Here is a 21,308-nt window from a genome sequence, read left to right on the forward strand (position 1 = left end):
GTTTTCTTCGTCCGGCTGTCCGGAACCGTGGTCCCCGTTCGTCACCGTGGTGAGATCACGAAGAAGAGGAGAACCCCGAGATGAAGTTCATGATGTTCGTCTGCACCGACACCGAGCCCGAGACCGACGAGTCGCTGGTGCCCGACATCGAGGCCTGGGTGGCCGAGAACGACGCCGCCGGCCGGCGGGTGGAGGGCAGCGTGCTCGGCTCGCCCGCGGCGGCCACGACGGTCCGGGTACGCGGCGGTGACCTGCTCGTCTCCGACGGCCCGTTCGCCGAGACCAAGGAGGTCATCGTGGGCTTCGACATCCTGGAGTGTGCCGACCTGGACGAGGCGATCGAGGTCGCCCGCAAGCACCCGATGGCCTACAGCGGCCGGCTGGAGCTGCGGCCGTTCGTGGACCTGGACAGCTGAATGCCGGACCTTGGGCAGGTAGTCGCCGACTCGGGTGCGGATTCGTACCCCCGGATCGTCGCCGCGTTGATCCGGATCACCGGCGACTGGACCCTGGCCGAGGACTGCGCCCAGGAGGCGCTGACGATGGCCCTCGAACGCTGGCCGCAGGACGGGGTGCCGGCGAACCCGGGCGGATGGCTGATGACGGTCGCGCGCAACCGTGCGCTGGACGTGCTGCGGCGCGCGACCGTCGAACGCCGCAAGCTCCAGGAACTGGCTCTGCTGACCGAGCCCGCCGGGCGGGAGGACGAGGGGGAGGAAGTCGTGGACGACCGGCTGCGGCTGATCTTCACCTGTTGCCATCCCGCGCTGGCGCTGGAGGCCCGGGTCGCGCTGACCCTGCGGACCATCGCCGGGGTGCCGACCGCGGACATCGCGAGCGCCTTCCTGGTCACCGAGTCGACCATGACGCGCCGGCTGACCCGGGCCAAGGCCAAGATCGCCACGGCCGGTATCCCGTACCGGGTGCCGGCCGGGGCGGCGCTGGCCGAGCGGCTGCCCGGCGTCCTGGCGGTGCTGTATCTGCTGTTCACCCGGGGTTACGACGCCGACGGGGAGCCGGCCTTCGCCGAGGAGGCGATCCGGCTGACCCGGCTGCTCGCCGAGCTGATGCCGGGGGAGCCGGAGATCACCGGGCTGCTGGCGTTGTGCCTGCTCCAGCACTCCCGGCGGGCCGCGCGCCGTGACGACGACGGCAATCTGCGTACATTGGACCAGCAGGACCGGTCACTCTGGGACCACGCGGCCATCGCCGAGGCGCTCGCGCTGCTGCCGGCGACCACCGGCCCGTACGCGTTGCAGGCCCGCATCGCCGCCTGCCACGCCACGACGCCGACCGACTGGCCGGCCGTCGCCGCCCTCTACGACCAATTGTTCTCGCTGCTGCCGACACCGGTGGTGGCACTCAACCGGGCGGTGGCCCACGGGTACGCGTACGAGCCGGTGGCCGGACTGCGGCTGCTGGCCGAGGCGGGGGTCGGTGGGGCGCTGGACGGGTACCCGTACGCCATAGCCGCGGAGGCCGACCTGACCGCCCGGGCCGGGGACACCGGCCGGGCAGTGATGCTCTTCGAGCAGGCCGCCGCGGCCGCACCGGCCGGACCCGTGCGACGGGCCCTGCTGACCCGCGCCGAGGAACTATCCCGAGACGAGGAACCATGACCACACCGACCGTCGAATACAACGGTGACTTCAGCGAGCCGGGCGCCCCGGCGGTGCCGTGGGCCGACGTCGAGCGGGTGCTGACGACGTCGGAGATGTTCTTCCTGTCGACCGTCCGCGCCGACGGCCGCCCGCACGTCACCCCGCTTCCGGCGATCTGGGACCGCGGTGTGCTGCACATCTGCACCGGCGACCAGGAGCAGAAGGCGAAGAACCTGGCCCGCAACCCGGCCTGCGTGCTGTCCACCGGCACCAGCGCGCTGCACGGCGGGCTGGACGTGGTGGTCGAGGGCGTCGCCGTCCGGGTCACCGAGCCGGGCCGGCTGCGGGAGCTCGCGGCGCTCTGGAAGTCCAAACTGGACTGGGACTTCGGGGTGGGCGAGGACGCCTTCCGGGACCCGGCCGGGCGCAACGGGCTGGTGTACGGGATCCGGCCCGCGAAGGTGCTCTCCTTCGGCAAGGGGCCGTACACGCAGACCAGGTACCGCTTCCCCTCAGCCGAGGATCTCGCGTAGCCGGTCGGCGCTGCGGCGTACGTCGGCCACCGGGCCCTCGCCCACCGGCTCCGCCCGCAGGATCGTGTCCTGCTCGAGCACCCACCAGCCGTCGTAGTCGTAGCGCCGCAGCGCCGACGCGACCGCGACGAAGTCCACGTCCCCGTCGCCGATCGGCCGGTACATGCCCGCGTCCACGGCGTCGGTGTAGGTGCGCCGGCCGGACCGGACCTGCGCGGCGATGCTGTCGTCGACGTCCTTGGCGTGCACGTGAGCGATCCGGTCACCGGCGGACCGGGCCAGCGCCACCGGATCGGTGCCGCCAATCAGCAGGTGCCCGGTGTCCAGGCAGAGCCCGATGCTGCTGCCGTCCAGAACCCGCTGCACCTCGGCGGTCTGCTCCACCATCGTGCCGACGTGCGGGTGCAGCACCGCGGTGAGGCCGCGCTCCCGGGCCTGGGCGTCGAGCTTGTCGAGATTGGTGAGCAACCGCTGCCAGCCGGCGGCGTTCAGCTCGGGCCGGGCGTCGTAACCCTCCTGACCGGTGGCCGCGGCCAGCACCACGGTGTCCGCCCCGGCGGCCACGAACCGGTCGAGGTCCAGCACCGGCTCGTGCGCCGGGTCGTGCAGGACCACCGGTACGAAGCCGCCGACCGCGCGCAGACCCAGCTCCCGCAGGAGCTCGTCGGAGGGCAGGAAGCCGTCCGGGCCGAACTCCGTCGCGGTCAGGCCCACCTCGCGCATCTCCCGCAGGACCCGGTCCGGGCTCAGCTGGTGTCCCCAGCCCGGCACCTCACAGACGCCCCAGGAGATGGGCGCTCCGGCGATCTTCATGCTGCGCTCCTCACTTCGCTCGCCACTTCGCTCACGCTGAGAATGAGCTGGTGACGATCCCGTAACAAGCGGTCGGGTCCATCAAAAACGCCTCAGCGCCGGGCGGCCCGGGTCGGCCGAAAGTCTGAGTCACGCACGGTGAAGTCCCGCTCGGAGCCGATGCGCCCGGGTGGCCCCATTGGCGAAGCTCATCTCGGATCTCCAGACGAGGCGCGGAAGGACCACCATGACGATCGACGACGAGAATCGGCCGGCCCGGCAACGGGTCACGCTGACCGACATCAGCTCCCGGGCGTGGGAACACCCCGCCGACCGCGGCGCCCTCACCGCCCTGCGTGAACTGCGCGGCTTCGACGACGTCGTGAAGGCGTTCTTCGGCATGTGGAACGAGCGGGGCTTCCGCCTGCAGTACCTGGCCGGCTCGATCCGGGTCGACCACCGCCAGTACCCCCGGGTGTACCAGCGTTTCACCGAGGCGGCGACCACCCTCGACGTGGCCGAGCTGCCGGAACTGTTCGTCAACCAGTCACCGATGATCCACGGCCAGGCGATCGGCATGGACAAGCCGTTCATCGTGATCACGACCGGGGCCGTGGAGAAGCTGGACGACGACGAGCTGCGGGCCCTGCTGGGTCACGAGATCGGCCACGTACGCAGCGGCCACGCCGTCTACAAGACGATCATGATGATCCTGACCAAATGGGCGACCAACATCAGCTGGCTCCCGATCGGCGCGATCGCCCTGCGCGCCATCATCGCGGCCATGTACGAGTGGTGGCGCAAGGCGGAACTGTCGGCCGACCGCGCGGGCCTGCTCGCCGGCCAGGACCCGGCCGCGTCGACCCGCCTGCTGATGAAACTGGCCGGCGGCGGCGACCTCTCCCAGATCGACACGGCGGCGTTCCTGGAGCAGGCGGCCGAGTACCAGGGCGGCGGCGACCTGCGCGACAGCATCCACAAGATCAGCATGACGGCGTGGAGCAGCCACCCGGTCCCGGTGGCCCGCGCGGCGGAACTGCGCCGCTGGGTCGACTCCGGCGAGTACAGCCGCATCATCGGCGGCGACTACCCGCGCCGGGACTCGGACGGCAACACCTCGGTGACCGGCGACGTGAAGGCGGCGGCGAGCCACTACCGCGAGTCGTTCGAAACCTCGCAGGACCCGCTGGTGACGCTGGCCCGCCGGGTGACCGGCGGAGCGGCGGACCTGGGCGACTGGGCCGGCACCCAGGCCGGCAAGGCCCGGGCGTGGGCGAGCACGGCGGCGGACGCGGCCGGACGGGCGGCGCGCCGCGAGAGCCGGCCGGCCGACCGGCCCGCCGACCCGCCGGCCGACGACACCCCGCCGGTCTGACCTGCCGGTCCTCGTTGACCGGGACCGCCCGCGCCTCCGGTACCCCACCCCCGGCGCGGGCGGTCCCCAGCCCGGCGGACGGCATAAAATCGTGCTGTGCAGACGCGTGCCGGAAACCCACGACCCATCACCCGCTACGGGAACCCCGTCTTGCATCGGCGATGCGCCGACGTGACCGTCTTCGACGAGGAGCTGCAACAACTCGTCGCCGACATGTTCGCGTCGATGGCCGCCGCGGAAGGGGTGGGCCTGGCGGCGAACCAGATCGGCGTCGACGCCCGGATCTTCGTGGTCGACTGCCCCGACGCAACCGAGACGAACGTCGTGGCGCACGTGGTGAACCCGGTCCTGCACGTGCCGGACGCGCGGGACCTGGAAGTCGACAGCGAGGGCTGTCTGTCGGTCCCGGGGGTCCGCGCCGAGGTCGGCCGGCCCGCGACCGCCTACGTGACGGGCGTCGACATGTTCGGAAAGCCGGTGCGCATCGACGGGACCGGGTTGCTGGCCCGCTGCCTCCAGCACGAGACGGACCATCTTGACGGGCTGCTCTACGTCGACCGGCTGCCGGGCAAGAAGCGTAAGAGGCTGCTGGCGGAGAGCGCCGAGGCGCCGGCGGTGGGCGTCACGGAATGATCGCCGGCCGGCTGATTACGCACGTCAATGCCGGTACTCATCCGAGCCGGGTCAGGTCCGGGCCGGGCGGTGGGGCGGCGTCCGCCGACCGGAGGCTGCGACCGTCGCGACGGCCTGGCGGGCCGCCGCTTCCGCCGACCCGCCCCTGCTGACCGGAGAGTGGGCCATCGGAGATTCGGCCATTCGGCGATGATCGACGGTACGGATGGACAATAACCGCCACGGTCGATACTCTTTCCTACGACGCCGTTGCGAGTTCTTCCCCCGTGGAATTCGCAGCGGCGCTCCTATTTTCCGGCCCTCCCCCGGCGTCCTCCCGGCCCTCGGCCTTTCCGGCCCGGTGAGCCAGGCCCGCCGGTCCTCGCTCTGCCGCGAGCCGGTCCTCGCTCCGCTGCGAGCGCTGAGCACCCGTCGCTGACCCCGGCCTCCGGCCCGTTGCTGACCCGCCCGGCGAACCTGGCTGGTTGGTGTCGTGCTCAGCCGACGGAGACCGGCAGGTTGGTGTAGCCGCGGATCGCCAGGCTGTCGCGCCGGCCGGGTTCGCCGGCGAGGGCGAGCTGCGGGAAGCGGGCCAGCAACGCCGGGATGGCGATCTGCGCTTCGAGACGGGCCAGGGGCGCACCGAGGCAGTAGTGGATGCCGCCGCCGAAGGACAGCGGTGCGTTGTCCGGGCGGCGAAGGTCGAGCCGGTCCGGGTCGGTGAAGCGTTCCGGGTCGCGGTTGCCTGCCCCCAGGTAGGCCACGATCCGTTCGCCGCCGGACACCGGCACGCCCGCGATTTCCACGTCGTCCCAGGCCACCCGGCTCAGCAGCTGCACCGGGGTGTCGAAGCGCAGCAGCTCCTCGACCGCTGATGCCGCCAGCCCGGGCTCCCGGCGCAGCAGTTCAAGTTGGTCGGGGTTGCGCAGCAGGGCGACCACGCTGTTGGCCAGCAGGTTGGTGGTCGTCTCGAAGCCGGCCGCGAACAGCAGCGCCGCCATCGTGAGCAGCTCGTCCTCGGTGAGCTTCTCGCCGTCCTCCTCGGCTGCCACCAGTGCACTGATCAGGTCGTCACCCGGTTTGCGGCGGCGCTCGGCGGCCAGGCCGGCGAGATAGGCCCGGATGGTGGCGGCCGCCGGGTCGGCAGTGGCCAGCACTTCGGGCGTGATCACTTCGAGCACCTGGGTCCAGTCCCGGACCAGCCCCTGGAACTGCGCGCGGTCCTCCTCGGGGATGCCGAGCAGCTCGCCGATGACGTTGACCGGCAGTGGGAACGCAAACGCATCGATGAAGTCGACGTCGCCGTTCATGCGTACCAGAAGATCCTCGACCATCTCGGTGATCCGCGGCTGCAGGGCCTGGACCCGGCGGGCGGTGAAAGAGGAGCTGACCAGCCGGCGCAGCCGGGTGTGGTCCGGCGGGTTGATCGCCAGGATGCTGGTGAAGAGCTGGTGCAGCGCGGGGTGGTCGGCCCAGTCGGCCCGGACGAACTCGAGCATGTGCGACGGCATGTGCCCGAGCCGCGGATCGCGGGTGACCGCGATGCAGTCGGCGTGCCGGGTTACAACCAGCGCGCCGTCGTCGGCGCGCACGACGGGGGAGATCTCGCGGAGTCGCTGATAACGGGGGTACGGATCCTCGCGGCCGGTCAGGTGGGTCAACTCATCGAGCAAGGTCGATACTTCTGGACTCTCCACAATGTCCGTCACGGTGAAAAGGATACCGGCGGGTTGAGCAGGCGGGTCGCATCGTTTAGGCTCGGCCGAGCGTCATCAATCTGAGTTTACGGTCGTTCAGCGACGCCCCAACATCGGGGGATGTGCAGCCTCGGCTGCTCATGGGCGTCGATGCAGCGACCGGTTTTCGTCGGTATGATCCGCATGTCCCATCTTGGCCCGGCGACGAGGGGAGTGCGGTGTCCAGCGAGTTCTCCATCGCCGAAAAACTGGACCGCCTCTTCACCCAGGTCAGGTCCGCGGGCCAGGGCGAGGCCAGCTACATGGCGGTGGCCGAGGCCATCCGGGCGCAGCAGGGCATCCAGATCTCGCACACGTACATCTGGCAGCTCCGCACCGGACGCCGCACCAACCCGACCGTGCAGCACCTGAAGGGTCTGGCGACCTACTTCGGCGTCCCGATCGCCTACTTCCTGGACGACGACGAGGCACGGAAGATCGACAGTCAGCTGGCCCTGCTCGGCACCCTGCGCGACGCCAAGGTGAAGGAGATCGCCCTGCGCGCGGCTGACGTGTCACCGAGCAGTCGCGACACGATCGGGGAGTTGGTGCGCAAGGTGTGGGAGCTGGAACGCGACCGGGGTAAGCCTGACGCTTGAGCGCCCGCTGGTGGATGTGGTGTGGTCCTCGGTCGGCAGGTTGTCTTCGGGGCCGCAGCCGCTGATCCCTTGTGGTTGCCGGGGTCCTCACGCTGGTCCACCAGGGACCGGGAACCGGCACGCATGCACTCTCGACGCTGTTGACCATGACGGCTAACAGCGGCCGGGGCAGCTCCCTGGCCCGTCTCGGCCGTCGAGGGCCCGGGCGGCGTCGCGGACGGCGCCGGCGTAGGTCGCCAACGACGGCCCCTAGCAACCGCAGCGACACCGCCACCCGGTTCCACCTCGGCAGCCGGGGCGCCCGGACCAGGTGTCGCTGGCGCCGTCAGGAGGCGCTCCCCTTGCTGTTCAGCGGCGTGATCGCCGGCGAGCTGGGTTCCGGTTCAAGGGGTTGCGGTCGCGGGCCGGCGGGCGGCGAAGGCTGCTGGCTCGTCGCGGCGGAAGGCGGCGCTCACGGCGCTGAGCCAGGCCACCTCGTCGGCGATCTCCCCGCCGATGTCCGCCCACCGGTCACCGTTCTCGATCGGCGGCGCCTCGCCCCGGTGCAGTCGCAGGGCGAGGGCGATACCGCACGCCTCGACCAGTGCCGGACGGTCACCGACGTACTTCCGCGCCTCATCGAGCGTGCCCGCCGGCAGGTAGTCACGAAGCGTCAGCATGCCGTCCCGGATCTCGATCACCCGGCGGTAAAGGCGCAGCTGAACCTCGTCCACCCCGGCCAATTCGAGCAGCGCCCGTCGGCGGGGGAAGAGGATGACGTCGGGGAAGGTCTGTCGCATGACCCGCCACAGTGGACGCAAGGCCAGGAGTGAGCGGTAGGCGTGGAAGACGGAGCGCAGCTTGCCGCTCGCCGGCACGGTCACACCGATGAGGCAGATGATGGTTCCGATTGTGCGGAGGGCGTTGGCCGCGGGCTCGGCTCGTTCGATCGGCATCCAGGCGCCGAGGCTGTTCGCAACTATCGCCGCGGTTTTCAGCACTGCGTATACGGCGACGAGGAAGGTGCCGAGAGCCATCGCGCGCAGCCCATTGCGCAGCAGGGCGGCTGAGGCCGAGCGGCTGGTCCGCCAGAACAATGCCGTAGTGATGGCTAGCACTGCGCCCAGGTATCCGTTCAGCACCACCCAGTAGGCCGCTGCCGTCGACGGTATGTCCGTACCCGAAAGCTCGGTCGCCCTGGTCTTGATGCCGCCGGGTGTGACGCTGATCAAGATGATGAGCGAAACCAGCACCGAGGCGGCCAGCAGCTGCTGGTAGCGCGCCGCGTGCGGGTGCTTAGCGTCGTAGTCGGTGATCAGGGAGACGAACCGCAGCAGAAAGAACGCGGTGAGGACGCCGAGAACGTGAGGGATGACCCGTGATTGCGGGATCCATTCGCTGACCGTCGCGTTGACCCCGGGCGTTGCCACCGTCTTGGCCAGAGAGAGCGAGAACAACGTCGCCAACATCGCCCGTTGCTGGGCGTCGCGCCAGAGGGAGGGCAGGCGAGCGGCGACCGTGCCCCACAGCAGCACGAGCACGATGCCGGTGAGGGCGCCGTTCAAGACGAGAACTTCAGGACATCGGCGACTCGGCCCAGTGTGTCCCCGGACCGGTGACCGGTCGCTGCGCCGAAGGCTGAGCGGGCCCGGATCAACGAAGCCAGCATCTCGGCCTCGCGTTCCTGGGTGGTGGTGTAGCTGACCCGGCCGAGGATCGTGTTGATCGTCCGGGGGTCGAGGTCGGGCACCAGCCGGCCGATCCCGCTGATCCCGCCGCCGCTGCCCATCCCGCCGTTGTCGCTGCCGCCGCTGATCCCGCCGCCGATCCCGCCGCCGCCGATCCCGCCGCCGCCGATCCTGCTGCTGTCGCCGCTGCCCATTCCGCCGCTGCCTTTGCCGTCCAGGCTGGCGTTGACGCCGGTGGTGTGGCCGCTGAGCATGTGACCCAGCTCATGCAAAATGATGTGCTCGGCGTGCAGCTGCGAGGTCTCCGGGTCGTAGAACACGTAGTCCGCGGTCTCAACGGAGATCCACAACCCGCACGGCAGGCCCGCGCTGAGCCCGGGCATCGGTCGCAGCGTGAGCGGACGTCCCCGATAAGTGGCCATGGCAGCGCAGAAAATGTCCAGATCGAACGGATTCGGAATGGCAATGTTCTCGAGGCGGCGCTCGCAGCGCCGACGCAGCCGGCTCACCTGTTCCCCCCGGTCTAGGTTCGGCTGCCCAGGCTACTCGCAGGGATCCGTACTTCGAACCGACAGCCGTCGACGGTGTTGCGTACGCCGACGTGTCCACCGTGCGCCTCAACCAGCCCCCGGACGATCGCCAAGCCGAGACCACCGCCGGCCGCCGCATTGCCCGGACCGTGATCCTGTGGTCGCGGCGTCCGGGCGCGCTCGCCACGGAAAGCAACGTCGAAGACCCGGGGCAGGTCGGCCTCGGGGATGCCCCCGCAGGTGTCCGACACAGCCAGCCAGACCTCACCGCGCTCGGCTCCGGCGTCGACCACCACGGTGCCGTCCGGCGGGGTGTATCGCACGGAGTTGACCAGGAGATTGGCCACGACCCGGCTCAGCTCCGGCTCACCGCCCGTCACGATCGGCCAGCCGGACTCGCGGGCAAGGATCCGCACTCCTCGCATGGCAGCGAGTGGCGCGGTGGTGGCGATGGCATCGGAGACGACGTCACCGAGCGGCACGCGGGACAGCGCGAGCCGCAGTGCACCGGCGTTGATGCGGGACAGCTCGAACAGGTCGTCGACGAGATAGGCCATCCGGTCGGTCTCGATGCGGATCCGCCGGTGATACTCCGCCACGGTCGCCGGGTCGCCGACGACGTTGTCCTCGAGGGCCTCGGCCATCGCCCGCAGTCCGGCGAGCGGAGTGCGCAGGTCGTGCGACACCCAGGCCACCAGGTCGCGCCGACCGGCCTCCAGCTGGCGTTCCCGCTCGCGGGCCTGGGTGGCCCAGACCGAGGCGGTGGCGAGCCGGCGGCCGAAGGTGGCGCCCACACCGAGGCTGACCGCGGCCGATGCTGCCACGGTGATCAGCACGACCTGAAGGTCGTGAGCCGAGAGGAACATGGCCCGGGCAACAGCGGCGACGCCGGCCACGACGGAAGCGACGGTGATCGTCAGCAGCACGCAGACGTGCAGGATGATCGACCGCTTCCGCAGCAGCCGCAGAGCAATCTCGCCGACCACTCCGACAGCGGCGCCGGCGGCGAGGGCGTAGAGGCCGATGAGAATGAGATCAGACATTGCCGGACACCCGTTCGTAGCGGTAGCCGACACCCCAGGCGGTGAGGATGCGCCGCGGAGATGCCGGGTCGGCCTCGATCTTCTCCCGCAACCGCCGCACGTGAACCGTCACCGTCGAGTGGTCGCCGAACTGCCAGCCCCACACCTTGTCGAGCAACTCGGCCCGCGACCAGGCCCGAGCCGGATGACGCATCAGGAACTCCAGGAGATCGAACTCCCGAGTGGTCAGCGGAAGCACCTCACCACCGAGGCGAGCGATCCGGCGCCCGGTGTCGGCGGTCAGATCACCGTCGACGACAGTGGCCGAGGCGGGCGGAGCGACGGGTGCCACCGTCCGGCGCAGCACCGAGCGGATCCGCAGCACGAGCTCACGGGGCGAGAACGGCTTGGTGACGTAGTCGTCGGCGCCGACTTCGAGCCCCAGCACGCGGTCCGACTCCTCGCCCAAAGCGGTGAGCATGACGACGGGTAGCTCGGGTGCGTCGCGGCGCAGGCGCCGGCAGACCTCCAGGCCGTCGATGCCGGGCATCATCAGGTCGAGGACGACGATGTCGGGCATCTCGGACGCCACGGCGGCGAGGGCGGCCAGGCCGTCACCGACAAGTCGGACCTGGCAGCCCTCCTGCTCAAGGTAGCGGCGGACGACGTCGCTGACGGTCGGGTCGTCGTCGACGACGAGTACGCGGTGGCTCACGGCTGCGACGCTACCCATGCGCGGGGCCGAGAGACCTTGCAATCCTCTTACGGTGTTGCCGCGGGGTGCCGGTTCTCGGCGGATCCGGCCTGGTTGAGCCGGTTGGGAGTGGGAGCCGGAGGTGATGCCGTGCGTTGGCCGCGGCCGGCCGGAAGTGGGGCGCGGTTGCTTGCGGTGTGAGTCAGTCACTGCTGTCCTTCGGACGGCTGAGGCGGCGACGGTCGGGGATCTTCGGCTGGTGGTGGCGGTAACGAACTGGGGCCTTCGGCCGGCTGGGATGGCGTGCTTGGTTCTTTGGCCGGCCCGGACGATGGCGTGCTTGGTTCTTCGGCTGACTCGGACGATGGCACGCACATGCTTGTGCTGAGGGCTCCCGGGCTATCGGCCAGGTGGTGCGATGGCGCACGCGGGGCTTGAGCAGGCCTCGGACGGTCACCCTTGGTTGTACCGGCGCGGTGGCGCACGAGTCCGGTCGACACAAGCGCGGCAGCCCAGGTCACGGCGAGGACCAAGAGCAGGCCGCGACCGTAGGCGAGTGGTAAGACCGACGGGTTGTCGGCGGAGCGGCCATAGCCGAACACGAGAGGTAGTGCGACCACACCGACGGCGATGCTGATGATCGCTGCCGCCCGGATGCCGGGCAGGAACCGGCGAGGAGCAAAGCGTCCGATGATTGCCCCTCCCGCGATCGTCGCCGGCAGGAGCACTGCATCGTGCGCCACGAGAACCGCGGCCAGGAACAGCAGGACGCCGCCAGGCTTGAGGTCCGGGTCGGTGGCCGCGCCCAGCACCGCGTACCCCATCACGATCGCGCCCACTGCGATCAGCGCGCCCCTCACGACGCCTCCTGAACGGTGATCCGGGCGACCCACTTGGTTTGCAGCACGCCGGGCCTGTTCGGCGCGATGAGCCTCGCCGGATAGCCGTGGTCCAGATCCAGCGGTGCGCCGTTGAGCCGAAGCGCAATCAACGTCCAGCGGTCCCGTACGTGCAGAGATGCGACGGTCGACGTGCGGTATCGCCCGCCCTGCTCCAGTGATTCCACCTCGGCGGACGCCGTTTCCGGATCACCGCCGGCAAGGGCGATCAGATCCTGGAGCCGTACGCCCGTCCAGGTGCCCGTCGCGCTCCAGCCCTCGACGCATGCGATCGGCAGCACGACGGTGTGCTGTTCCAGCGCCGCCAGGCCGTCCAAGGAGAGGGTGACTTCGCCGGTCGGACCCGCGATGGTCAGGCGATAGGCCGGGTCGATTGCTCGATCACGCACACCAGCGCCCGCTGCCGTCTTGTTGACCGGGAGGTGCTCCGGCCCGAAGGTGGACCGTCGCGGCGCGAGCACGGAGACCGGCGCCAACGGGGTGATGGTCTGTCCCGCCGTAGCGAGAGTGATCACGCCGGCTGCGGCTCCGACAGTGCCGAGCAGACCACGCCTGCTGAGCCCTCGACCGGCTTCTTCCGGAGCGGGCCGGACGAATGCCTCGCGGACCACTGGAAGCTTGACGCCGATGTGCACGAGTAGCGCGCCGACGGTCAGCCACGCCACCCAGTAGTGGCCGGTCGTGAAGTAGAACGGCAGGGGGCCGTACCAGCGGGCGATGTTGAGAACGCCACCGATCAGCTGGAACAGGGCCGACGCGACCAGCACCGCGATGCTTGCCCGTTCGATGCCGTGCACGATACTTCGCGCCGGTGGCCATTCGAGAAGCCGGGGGTAGACCGACCAGAGCTTCGCGCCGAGCAGCGGGATCGAGGCCAGCCCTGTGATGACGTGCAGGCCCTGGGTAAATCTGTAGAGGCCCGCGGGGCGCGACGGCCACCAGAACCACGACGGTGGGTGCTGGATGAAGTGACTGGTCAGCCCGGTCAGGAAGCAGATGGTGAAGGCGACCGCGAGGGCGATCCCGAGCTGACTCGTCAGCCGTGTCGACCTCAGCGTCGAGGGGAAAGCGCCCTCCCTCAACGGCCCGCGCCGCAACGCCTCAGGCGGTTGAGGGAGCGGCTGTCGAAGCAGACTGGGTAGCCGGTTGCGTCGGGCCGGCGAAGTGGTCATGCCGGGGTGAGGGTCGCGAACCACCGCCCTGCCTCCTTCCAGGTCTCGGTCACCCGCAGCGCCGACAGTTCAGCAAGATCAGCCAGGTCCTCCGGCGCCACCTCCGCCCACCGGAACGTCGCGACAGCCGGGTCGCCCGCGGCGCGGATGCTCGCGGCGCCGGCCCAGCTGCGCGTGCCCGCGGCCGAGAGCTCGGCGTGCAGGCGCCCGTCGGAGCCGAGCAGTTCGCGGCAGCGACGCAACAGAGTCACCGGATCACCCCCGATGCCGATGTTTCCGTCGGCCAACAGGAGATGCCGCCAGCGGCCGTGCCCCGGCAACTGCCCGAAGACGTCCCGCCGCAGCACAGTCGCTCCCCGCGCCCGAGCGATGCGAACAGCGGTGGCGCTGATGTCGACACCGAGAGCGGGACAACCCCAACGGTTCAAGGCGTTGATGAGCCGACCGGGACCACACCCGATGTCGAGGGTCGGTCCGGAGCAGCGCCTGAGCAGCCCGGAATCACCCGGGATCCGGGCACGGCACCAGGACGCGGCATCGATGACCCGCTCGGAGCCGTGCGGGCTCCGCAGGACGAGCTCGGCGTTCTCGCCCGCCTCGGCCCGGCGCAGTGCTTCCTCATAGACATCGAGGATCTCGAGGCTGCTGATAGTCGTAGTGGTCATACCGGCACTTCCGCACCGAGAGCGGTCACGACACGCCTGAACTGGCTGTCGGCCGGGCACAGGTCGGCGACCGCACGAGCATCCGCGACTGTGTCGACGTCGCGGAGAACGGGAAGTGAGCTCACCCGCAAACCTGAGTCCTGCAGCGCCCGGAGGGTGCGTGCGCCCGTGTCCGACAGCGAGGTGGGGATCGCACGGAGTATTTCGGCATGGGCGGGATCGCGCAGCCCGAGAGCCCACCAGCCGCCGTCCTCGGCCAGTCCCAGAACGGCGTCCGCATCGGCGAGCCGGGCTGCGGCCTGGGCGAGAAGGGCGCGCGTCACTTGCGGGGTGTCCATGCCGATCAGCACTACGGGACCCGCTCCGGCGTCAGTGAAGGCGTTGGCCAACCGGGACGGGAGCTGATCACCACGCTGGGCGATCCTGTCCCAGCCGGCCGGTGCAGGATGGTCGCCGTCCACCGCCAGCACACCCGCGCCCACGGTTTCGAGAGTGTCGTCCAGCGCGGCTGCTGCCACCATGGCGGCTTGGTCCAGTGTCCAGGGTGGGCAGAGCCGCGTCTTCACCCGGCCGGGAACGGGCGTCTTCGCCAGCACGAGGATGCGGGTCATCGGGCCAGCACCGCACTCATGTCGCGGATCGCGCGAGCGGTGCCTCGCACCGTCCCAGTGACCTTGGAACGGGTGCCGGCGGTGCGCGGGTGGTAGGCGACGTCGATCTCGGTGACCCGCCAGCCGGCCTTGCCGGCCGCGATCAGCAGCTCGAGCGGGTAACCGAAACGGCGGTCACGCAACCCGAGCGCCAGCAGGTCGGACTTGCGCGCGGCACGGATCGGCCCGATGTCGTGCACGGGCAGCCCGGTGGTGCGGCGCAGACGCTGTGACAGCACCGCGTTGCCGAGCCGGGCGTGCGTCGGCCACGCGTTCCGGGTCGTCGGCCGCCGTCGCCCCACGACCAGCTCAGCCGCACCGGCTCGGACGGGATCGGCCAGCCGGGGAAGGACCGCGGGATCGAACGACCCGTCGGCATCCAGCATGCAGACGACACCGTCGTCCGGATCTGCCGCCAGGAGCCCGGCGTGCACGGCGGCGCCGTAACCCGGCTCGGGGACCGACACCACCTCGGCACCGTGAGCGCGTGCGACGTCCGCCGACCCGTCCGTCGAGCCGTTGTCGGCGACGATCGCACGGTAGCCCGCGGGCAGCCGCGTGAGCAGCCACGGCAGGGCGGGAGCCTCGTTCAGGCAGGGCAGCACCACATCGGTCATGTCCGCAAGCTATCGAGGGAAGACCTGCGGAAACCCTTACAAGATAATGACGTCGAGGACAGTTCTTACGAACCGCTGACGCCTCCCGCCGAACCATCCCGCATCCCGCCGCCGAGGCCTAACGTGGCCGCCGTGACCCATGTGCTTGTGACCGGCGGCGCCGGCTTCATCGGAACCCACGTGACCGCTGCGCTGCTCGCGGCGGGGCATTCCGTGGCGATCCTGGACAACGGCCATCCGGCGGCGCACCGGGGGCCTCTACCGGCAACCGCTGCGGGCGCCACGGTCCAGAACGCCGATCTCCGTGACCGCGATGCTGTCGCCACCGCGCTTCGGGGCGTCGACGTCGTCGTGCATCAAGCTGCCATGGTCGGCATGGGCGTGAATCTCGCGGACCTCCCGGACTACGTCGGCAGCAACGACCTGGCCACCGCCGTGCTGCTCGCCGAGATGGCCCGATCCAAGGTGCGTCGCCTCGTGCTGGCCAGCTCCATGGTCGTCTACGGCGAGGGCTCGTACGCATGCCCGGACCACGGCCCCCAGCGCCCACCGGCCCGAACCGCCGCGGATCTCGACGCCGGCCAGTTCGAACCGCCGTGCCCCGTGTGCCGGGCTCCGCTGGTCTCGATCACCACCAGCGAGGACGCCAGACTCGAGCCACGCAGTGTGTACGCGGCCACCAAACTCGCCCAGGAGCACCTATCGGCGGCCTGGGCGCGGCAAAGCGGTGGTTCAGTGGTCGCCTTGCGCTACCACAACGTCTACGGGCCGGGGATGCCCCGAGACACTCCCTACAGCGGAGTAGCAGCAATCTTCCGCTCTGCCCTGGAGGCAGGCCGGGCACCGCGAGTCTTCGAGGACGGCCGCCAGCGCCGCGACTTCGTGCACGTGACCGATGTGGCCCGGGCCAATGTGGCGGCTCTCGAAGCGACCGGGACGTCCGCCTTCTCGGCCTACAACATCGCTTCGGGACGCCTGGCGACGGTCGGTGACATGGCGCAGGCCCTGTCCGACGTGATGGCCGGTCCCGCGCCGGTGGTGACCGGGGAGTTCCGCCTAGGCGACGTTCGCCACGTGGTTGCCTCCCCGGAACGGGCCGCCAAGGAGCTCGGCTTCTCGGCCGAGATCGACCTTCCTACCGGGATGGCTGACTTCGCCGCCGCGGAGCTGCGGGCGTGACAACCCTGCAGCGGATCCGGTCGTCGCGGGCCCGAGCGCATTTGTCCGGCTCATCACGGGCGGACATCGTGGCGGCTCTGGTGGCCCTGGCGCTGATCGGCGTCGCAGCCTTGGTGGGTGGCCTGCTCTATCTGGCCGGTCATCCGGTGCAGGCCAGCTCAGCGCCCTTCTACGCACACTGGGCGCCGCACCTCGGCCCGGGAACGCCGTTGGCGGTGCTGATCGCGGGCCTTGTCATCTGGCATGGGCAGGCGCTGGCCACGCGCCTGTCTTGGCGGTCCCTGCTAGTGGCGGGCTATGGCACAGCGGTCGTCTGGACGCTGAGCCTGGCCCTCGTCGACGGCTGGCAGCGAGGACTCGCGGGTCGCCTCACCACGCAGCCGGAGTATCTGCACGAGGTGCCCGGTGTCACCGATGTGCCGGCGATGCTGCGAGGGTTCGCTGCTCGGATTCTCGACTTCCAGCCGGATTCCTGGACCACCCATGTCTCGGGGCACCCGCCGGGCGCTCTTCTCGTCTTCGTCGGCCTGGACCGCGTGGGTCTCGGTGGCGGGGGATGGGCAGCCATGGTCTGTGTCCTGGTCGGTGCGGCGGCGGCGGTGGCGGTGCCCGAGACAGTTCGGCTGCTGGGCGGTGGGAGCGCTTCGGATGCCACGGAAGCCGCCCGGGCCGCCGTGCCGTTCGCCGTGCTGTTTCCAGGAGCGGTGTGGGTGGGTGCGTCCGCCGACGGTCTGTTCGCCGGGCTGGCTGCGGTGGGAGTGATGCTGCTGGCGCGGGGGCTGACCCGGCGCGCGCCGGTGGCCGCTTTCTGCGGTGGCGTTCTGCTCGCCTTCGCGCTCTATCTCTCGTACGGACTCACGCTGCTCGCGCCGGTCGTGCTGGCAGTCGTTTTCCTGGCCCGGCGTTGGCGGCCGCTTGTACTTGCGGCGCTGGGCGGTGGCGTGGTCATCGCCGCCTTCACCGCATCCGGCTTCTGGTGGTGGGACGGATACCAGCTCGTGGTGGAGCGGTACTACCAAGGCGTGGCGAGCCACCGCTCGTACGGCTACTGGGTCTGGGCGAATCTTGCGGCGGTGGTGGCGTCTGCCGGGCTGGCGGCGGCACCAATCCTGCGGCGAGCTGTGCTGGCGCGACCGGTCACCGCGGAGCGGCTGCTTCCGATCGCTGCGCTGGTGGCAATTCTGGCTGCTGACGTTTCGGGGCTCAGCAAGGCCGAGGTGGAACGGATCTGGCTGCCCTTCGCGGTCTGGTTCGCCGCGGGCGCTGTGCTGCTGCCTCCGCGGAGTCGCCGGGGCTGGCTCATCGTGCAGGCCGCGATGGCGTTGCTGGTCAACCATCTGCTTCTGACGAGCTGGTAGGGGATCCGTGATGGTGGCCGCAGAGCGGCGCTGCCGGCCGACTGGCAGCTCCGAAGAGCCGACAACCGGCGGCAGCGCCGCTGCGGTACTACCTGGTGCCGTTGAGAACCGACGCCGGGATCAGGTCGGCGACCGGGGGAAGCTGCTTCGACTGGTCCGCGCGCATCGTCGACATCTCCTCCGGCTTGTCCGGGCTCACCAGTGGCTCGGTGAACGGCTGGATGTCACCCTGGCACACCTTGCCCTTGGCGGGCAGCGTGGCCTTGAGCAGGTAGTTGTCGATCGCGGTCGTCGCGCACGCCGAGGTGCCGTACGCGGTGTGCCCCCAATTCGTGCTGGACAGCAGGCGGCTGTTCGGCAGGAGCTTGGCGGAGGAGACAGCCTCCTGGTAGTTCGTGGCCGGGTCCCAGTAGCTGCCGACAACGAGCACCGGCGCAGCCGAGCGACGGTTGAACGGACCGGTGTAGGCGTCCTCGTCGCGGACGGTCCACGAGTTCCGGGCACACTGCACGCTGCCCCAGGCCCACGCGCGGCCGAAGTACGGAGCGCGCTTGTCGGCCTTGGCCGTCGCGGCCGGCCACGAGTTCGCGTCCTTTGGGTGCAGACCGTCGGTGCACATCACACCGCTGAAGGCTTCGAAGTCGTTGTAGTACGGGAAGTCGCGACCCGGCTTGCGGTTGCGGGCTTCCTTGATCCGCTCGATGACAGCCTTCTTCGCGACGGCCTTGTCGGCACCGGTCGCGGCGGGCGCGGCCAGCAGCGTCCACAGCTGCGACGAGAGGTCGGCCACGACGTCACCCGCGTAGGTGTCGTAGAGCGAGCCGAGGATGCCGCCGACGAAGTCGGCATAGGTGATCGTGTAGGTGCCGAACTCGTCGGTGATGACGAGCGGCTTCGCCCGCAGCTTCTGCGCGATCGTCTCGAAGTTCTTGACCGGGTCACCGGCCGCGAAGCTGCAGTACTTCTCGCCGGCCTTGTCGCAGCGCTTGAGGATCTCGCGCAGCGCCTTGTACGCGCCGTCGGCCGAGTGCATGCGCTCGTCCTGGATCTGGTTCTTCGTCTTGCTGGTGCCCGTCCACGAAACCGGGTCGATGACACCGTCGACGACGAGCGCCCGGAAGCGGTCCGGGAACATGTTGGCGTAGTACTGGCCGATCGCGGTGCCGTAGCTGAAGCCCAGGTAGGTCAGCTTCTTGTCACCCACGGCGCGGCGCAGCACGTCCATGTCCCGGACGACCTCAGCGGTCGACATGGCACCGGCGATCTTCTTGCCGGTCGTCGAGCAAGCCTTGGCCACGGCCTTGGCGGACTTGATGTACGCCTTCTCCTCGGCCTTGCCGTACGGGAAGGCGACGTTCAGGCCGGCGTACGCCTGGGTCTGGTCCTTGGTGGACTTGAAGCACCTGACGTTCTCGCTGTTGGCGATGCCGCGCGGGTCGACGCCGACGATGTCGAAGCGGTCGAGCACGGAGTCGCTCAGGAACAGCGGCGCGTTGAGCGCGATGGACGTGCCCGAGCCGCCGGGGCCACCGGGGTTCAGGAACAGGCTGCCGATCTTGCGCTTCTGGTCGCGGGCCTTGACCCGCAGAACCGCGACTTCGGTCGTCGCACCCTTGGGCTTGTCGTAGTCGAGCGGCAGGCGCACGGTGGCGCATTCCGCCGTGTCATAACACTTGTACCAGCCCAGCTTGGGCGTCTTGACGCTGTCGACTCGCTTACGTTCCTTGGCGCTCGTGGTCGCGGCCTTCTTGGCGGCCAGCGACGGTACGGCGGACACGGGGGCGACGGTGTGCGGCGTGGCGGCCACTGCGGGCACCACGGCACTGGCTGCGAGGACAACGCCGGCGATTCCGGCGATCGCCAAACGACTGGCAGAAGAGGGCATACGAACTGCCTTTCGGACGGTGACCGCAGCGAGGGTGCTGCGGTCGGGTGGATCGTAGAAACTCGATGCCACCTTTTTCGGCCGTCCGATTGCCGTTGGTGCGGCCGGCAATCTCCGGTTCATATTCGGCCGTTGTCTATCCAGGCTCGACAATGGCGTTGCCGGCTGTCGCGTCGTTCATAGTTCAGCGAAAATCTGCGTCCGTAATCCGATAACTCGGGCTCCTCGGCGGGTCGGCATGCATCGGCCCGCCCGGTTATCGGTGGCCCGGCGGGCCGGCGGGCCGCTGATCGCCGCGGCGGCCGAAATGCGCCCCGCGGGGCGAGGTGACTCTGTTTCCGGGCTCTCTCCGCCGGAGTCGGCGCCTCGGCCGCCCCGCGGTTCCGCCGGCGATGCTAGGCGAGAGGCGAGAGGCGAGAGGCGAGAGGCGAGAGGCGAGAGGCGAGAGGCGAGAGGCGAGAGGCGAGAGGCGAGAGGCCAGAGGCCAGAGGCCAGAGGCGGGAGATCGGAGGCGGGAATCAACTGACCAGCTTGATACGGACCCGGCGGTTCTGGCGGCCCTTGCTCTCCACCTTCACCACCTGGACGCGGCCCACCTGGGCTGTGGACGCCACGTGCGTACCGCCGTCGGCCTGGACGTCCAGGCCGACGATGTCCACCACCCGGATCTCCGGGTTTTCCAGCGGTGGCAACGCGTCCTGCGTGCGGACGAGGTCCGGGATCGCCAGCGCTTCATCCCGCGGCAGCACCCGCGCGACGATCTTGCGGTCGGCGGCGATCTCCGCGTTCACCGCGTCTTCCAGGGCCTGCTTGAAGCCCGGCGGCACCTCGGGCAGGTTGAAGTCCATCCGGGCCTCGCCCGGCTGCATGTTCCCGCCGGTGACCAGCGCGCCGAAGTCGCGGAACACGGTGCCGCACAGGATGTGCAGGCCGGAGTGGGTGCGCATCAGCGTGGTACGCCGATCGTCGTCGACCGCGCCGCGCACGGTCGCGCCGGCGGGTGGGATCGGGTCGCCCGGGGCGGGGATCAGGTAGTGCTCGTCGCCCTTGCGGGTGTCGACGATCCGGGTCTGCACGCCCTGCCAGATGAGGACGCCGTGGTCCGGGGGCTGGCCGCCGCCACCCGGGTAGAACGCGGACCGGTCGAGCACGATCCCGGCGTCCGGATCGGCCGGGTCGGACCAGACGACGGTGCAGTCCCATTCGCGGATGGTCGGATCAACCCAGTCGAGCCGGTGGGTGTGTCCGTGCTGCTCGAAAACCATCGCCCGAGCGTAAACCCCCGCCCGGCACCACACCCTGCGCCGAGCTGGACATTCGCCGACCCCGGCCCAGGTGAGCCAGCGCATCCTGGTCACTACCGGTCCGGTCCTGGCGGGTCGGCGCATGCTGGTCACTACCGGTCCGGTCCTGGCGGGTCGGCGCATCTGGTCACCACCGGTCCGGCCCAGGCGAGCCGGCGCATGCTGGCCACTACCGGTCCGGCCCAGGCGAGCCGGCGCATCTGGTCACCACCGGTCCGGCCCTGGCGGGTCGGCGCATGCTGGCCACTACCGGTCCGGCCCTGGCGGGTCGGCGCATGCTGGCCACTACCGGTCCGGCCCTGGCGGGTCGGCGCATGCTGGCCACTACCGGTCCGGCCCAGGCGGGCCGGCGCATCCTGGCCACCACCGACCCGGCCGACGGGAATCCCAGAGCCTGACCAGCACGCGACGAGAGGCG

Annotated in this window: 22 protein-coding genes; 9 read left to right on the forward strand and 13 right to left on the reverse strand. The window is 70.1% G+C overall.

What is annotated here, in order from left to right:
• Positions 1 to 80 precede the first annotated feature (80 nt).
• Genes ACQP2Y_RS03055 through ACQP2Y_RS03065 form a run of 3 tightly spaced genes read left to right on the forward strand, consistent with a single transcriptional unit; the run spans position 81 to position 2,134 of the window.
• Positions 81 to 416, forward strand: a complete 336-nt coding sequence (locus ACQP2Y_RS03055) for a YciI family protein (RefSeq protein WP_433724364.1) — start codon at positions 81 to 83, stop codon at positions 414 to 416.
• Positions 417 to 1,619: an RNA polymerase sigma factor gene (locus ACQP2Y_RS03060; RefSeq protein WP_433724366.1), complete on the forward strand. Its 1,203-nt coding sequence runs from the start codon at positions 417 to 419 to the stop codon at positions 1,617 to 1,619. It begins immediately after the preceding gene.
• Entirely contained in the window at positions 1,616 to 2,134 is a 519-nt protein-coding gene (locus tag ACQP2Y_RS03065) for a pyridoxamine 5'-phosphate oxidase family protein (RefSeq protein WP_433724368.1), read from the forward strand. The genes ACQP2Y_RS03060 and ACQP2Y_RS03065 overlap by 4 nt, the downstream gene beginning before the upstream one ends.
• Here ACQP2Y_RS03065 and ACQP2Y_RS03070 read toward each other — a convergent pair.
• Positions 2,114 to 2,947: a TIM barrel protein gene (locus tag ACQP2Y_RS03070; RefSeq protein WP_433724370.1), complete on the reverse strand. Its 834-nt coding sequence runs from the start codon at positions 2,945 to 2,947 to the stop codon at positions 2,114 to 2,116. The genes ACQP2Y_RS03065 and ACQP2Y_RS03070 overlap by 21 nt on opposite strands.
• 226 nt (positions 2,948 to 3,173) lie before the next feature.
• On the opposite strand from ACQP2Y_RS03070, the gene ACQP2Y_RS03075 reads away from it, so the two are divergent.
• Positions 3,174 to 4,301 carry a M48 family metallopeptidase gene (locus ACQP2Y_RS03075; protein WP_433724372.1) on the forward strand — a complete coding sequence of 376 codons (1,128 nt, stop codon included), beginning with the start codon at positions 3,174 to 3,176 and terminating at the stop codon, positions 4,299 to 4,301.
• 171 nt (positions 4,302 to 4,472) lie between these two features.
• Entirely contained in the window at positions 4,473 to 4,934 is a 462-nt protein-coding gene (def, locus tag ACQP2Y_RS03080) for a peptide deformylase (RefSeq protein WP_433724374.1), read from the forward strand.
• A gap of 476 nt (positions 4,935 to 5,410) precedes the next feature.
• Here def and ACQP2Y_RS03085 read toward each other — a convergent pair whose 3' ends face one another.
• Positions 5,411 to 6,613 (reverse strand): cytochrome P450, encoded by a 1,203-nt coding sequence (locus ACQP2Y_RS03085; protein WP_433731710.1) that lies wholly within the window; start codon positions 6,611 to 6,613, stop codon positions 5,411 to 5,413.
• Between the two features lie 215 nt (positions 6,614 to 6,828).
• Between ACQP2Y_RS03085 and ACQP2Y_RS03090 the strand changes: the two genes are divergently transcribed.
• Complete coding sequence (locus ACQP2Y_RS03090; RefSeq protein WP_433724376.1) at positions 6,829 to 7,248, forward strand: helix-turn-helix domain-containing protein; 420 nt, start codon at positions 6,829 to 6,831, stop codon at positions 7,246 to 7,248.
• Positions 7,249 to 7,631: 383 nt separating this feature from the next.
• Here ACQP2Y_RS03090 and ACQP2Y_RS03095 read toward each other — a convergent pair whose 3' ends face one another.
• From ACQP2Y_RS03095 to ACQP2Y_RS03135, 9 genes are all read right to left on the reverse strand, one after another.
• On the reverse strand, positions 7,632 to 8,768 hold the full coding sequence (locus tag ACQP2Y_RS03095) for an MAB_1171c family putative transporter (RefSeq protein ID WP_433724378.1): 1,137 nt from the start codon (positions 8,766 to 8,768) through the stop codon (positions 7,632 to 7,634).
• 20 nt (positions 8,769 to 8,788) lie between these two features.
• A complete protein-coding gene (locus tag ACQP2Y_RS03100; RefSeq protein WP_433724380.1) occupies positions 8,789 to 9,298 on the reverse strand; it encodes a hypothetical protein in 510 nt (169 codons plus the stop codon).
• A gap of 140 nt (positions 9,299 to 9,438) precedes the next feature.
• Positions 9,439 to 10,488: a sensor histidine kinase gene (locus ACQP2Y_RS03105; RefSeq protein WP_433724382.1), complete on the reverse strand. Its 1,050-nt coding sequence runs from the start codon at positions 10,486 to 10,488 to the stop codon at positions 9,439 to 9,441.
• Positions 10,481 to 11,200: a response regulator transcription factor gene (locus ACQP2Y_RS03110; RefSeq protein WP_360816134.1), complete on the reverse strand. Its 720-nt coding sequence runs from the start codon at positions 11,198 to 11,200 to the stop codon at positions 10,481 to 10,483. Before ACQP2Y_RS03110 ends, ACQP2Y_RS03105 begins: the two co-directional genes overlap by 8 nt.
• Positions 11,201 to 11,367: 167 nt before the next feature.
• Entirely contained in the window at positions 11,368 to 12,021 is a 654-nt protein-coding gene (locus ACQP2Y_RS03115) for a hypothetical protein (protein WP_433724385.1), read from the reverse strand.
• Positions 12,018 to 13,142, reverse strand: a complete 1,125-nt coding sequence (locus tag ACQP2Y_RS03120) for a molybdopterin-dependent oxidoreductase (RefSeq protein WP_433724387.1) — start codon at positions 13,140 to 13,142, stop codon at positions 12,018 to 12,020. Before ACQP2Y_RS03120 ends, ACQP2Y_RS03115 begins: the two co-directional genes overlap by 4 nt.
• Before the next feature lie 86 nt (positions 13,143 to 13,228).
• Positions 13,229 to 13,897 carry a methyltransferase domain-containing protein gene (locus ACQP2Y_RS03125; RefSeq protein ID WP_433724389.1) on the reverse strand — a complete coding sequence of 223 codons (669 nt, stop codon included), beginning with the start codon at positions 13,895 to 13,897 and terminating at the stop codon, positions 13,229 to 13,231.
• Positions 13,894 to 14,508: a TIGR04282 family arsenosugar biosynthesis glycosyltransferase gene (locus ACQP2Y_RS03130; RefSeq protein ID WP_433724391.1), complete on the reverse strand. Its 615-nt coding sequence runs from the start codon at positions 14,506 to 14,508 to the stop codon at positions 13,894 to 13,896. The genes ACQP2Y_RS03125 and ACQP2Y_RS03130 overlap by 4 nt, the downstream gene beginning before the upstream one ends.
• A complete protein-coding gene (locus tag ACQP2Y_RS03135) occupies positions 14,505 to 15,164 on the reverse strand; it encodes a glycosyltransferase family 2 protein (RefSeq protein ID WP_433724393.1) in 660 nt (219 codons plus the stop codon). The genes ACQP2Y_RS03130 and ACQP2Y_RS03135 overlap by 4 nt, the downstream gene beginning before the upstream one ends.
• 132 nt (positions 15,165 to 15,296) lie before the next feature.
• On the opposite strand from ACQP2Y_RS03135, the gene ACQP2Y_RS03140 reads away from it, so the two are divergent.
• Both ACQP2Y_RS03140 and ACQP2Y_RS03145 read left to right on the forward strand, forming a co-directional pair.
• A complete protein-coding gene (locus ACQP2Y_RS03140; protein ID WP_433724395.1) occupies positions 15,297 to 16,343 on the forward strand; it encodes an NAD-dependent epimerase/dehydratase family protein in 1,047 nt (348 codons plus the stop codon).
• Positions 16,344 to 16,423: 80 nt separating this feature from the next.
• Positions 16,424 to 17,701 (forward strand): hypothetical protein, encoded by a 1,278-nt coding sequence (locus ACQP2Y_RS03145; RefSeq protein ID WP_433724397.1) that lies wholly within the window; start codon positions 16,424 to 16,426, stop codon positions 17,699 to 17,701.
• 88 nt (positions 17,702 to 17,789) lie between these two features.
• On the opposite strand, the gene ACQP2Y_RS03150 is transcribed toward ACQP2Y_RS03145, so the two are convergent.
• Both ACQP2Y_RS03150 and ACQP2Y_RS03155 read right to left on the reverse strand, forming a co-directional pair.
• Positions 17,790 to 19,586 carry an alpha/beta hydrolase gene (locus ACQP2Y_RS03150; protein WP_433724399.1) on the reverse strand — a complete coding sequence of 599 codons (1,797 nt, stop codon included), beginning with the start codon at positions 19,584 to 19,586 and terminating at the stop codon, positions 17,790 to 17,792.
• Between the two features lie 518 nt (positions 19,587 to 20,104).
• Entirely contained in the window at positions 20,105 to 20,851 is a 747-nt protein-coding gene (locus ACQP2Y_RS03155) for an alanyl-tRNA editing protein (RefSeq protein ID WP_433724401.1), read from the reverse strand.
• Positions 20,852 to 21,126: 275 nt separating this feature from the next.
• Here ACQP2Y_RS03155 and ACQP2Y_RS03160 point away from each other — a divergent pair, with 275 nt between their 5' ends.
• A complete protein-coding gene (locus tag ACQP2Y_RS03160) occupies positions 21,127 to 21,288 on the forward strand; it encodes a hypothetical protein (protein ID WP_433724403.1) in 162 nt (53 codons plus the stop codon).
• Positions 21,289 to 21,308: the final 20 nt, after the last annotated feature.

Origin of the sequence: Actinoplanes sp. CA-051413, assembly GCF_050955795.1 — a bacterium.
Taxonomy (GTDB): domain Bacteria; phylum Actinomycetota; class Actinomycetes; order Mycobacteriales; family Micromonosporaceae; genus Actinoplanes.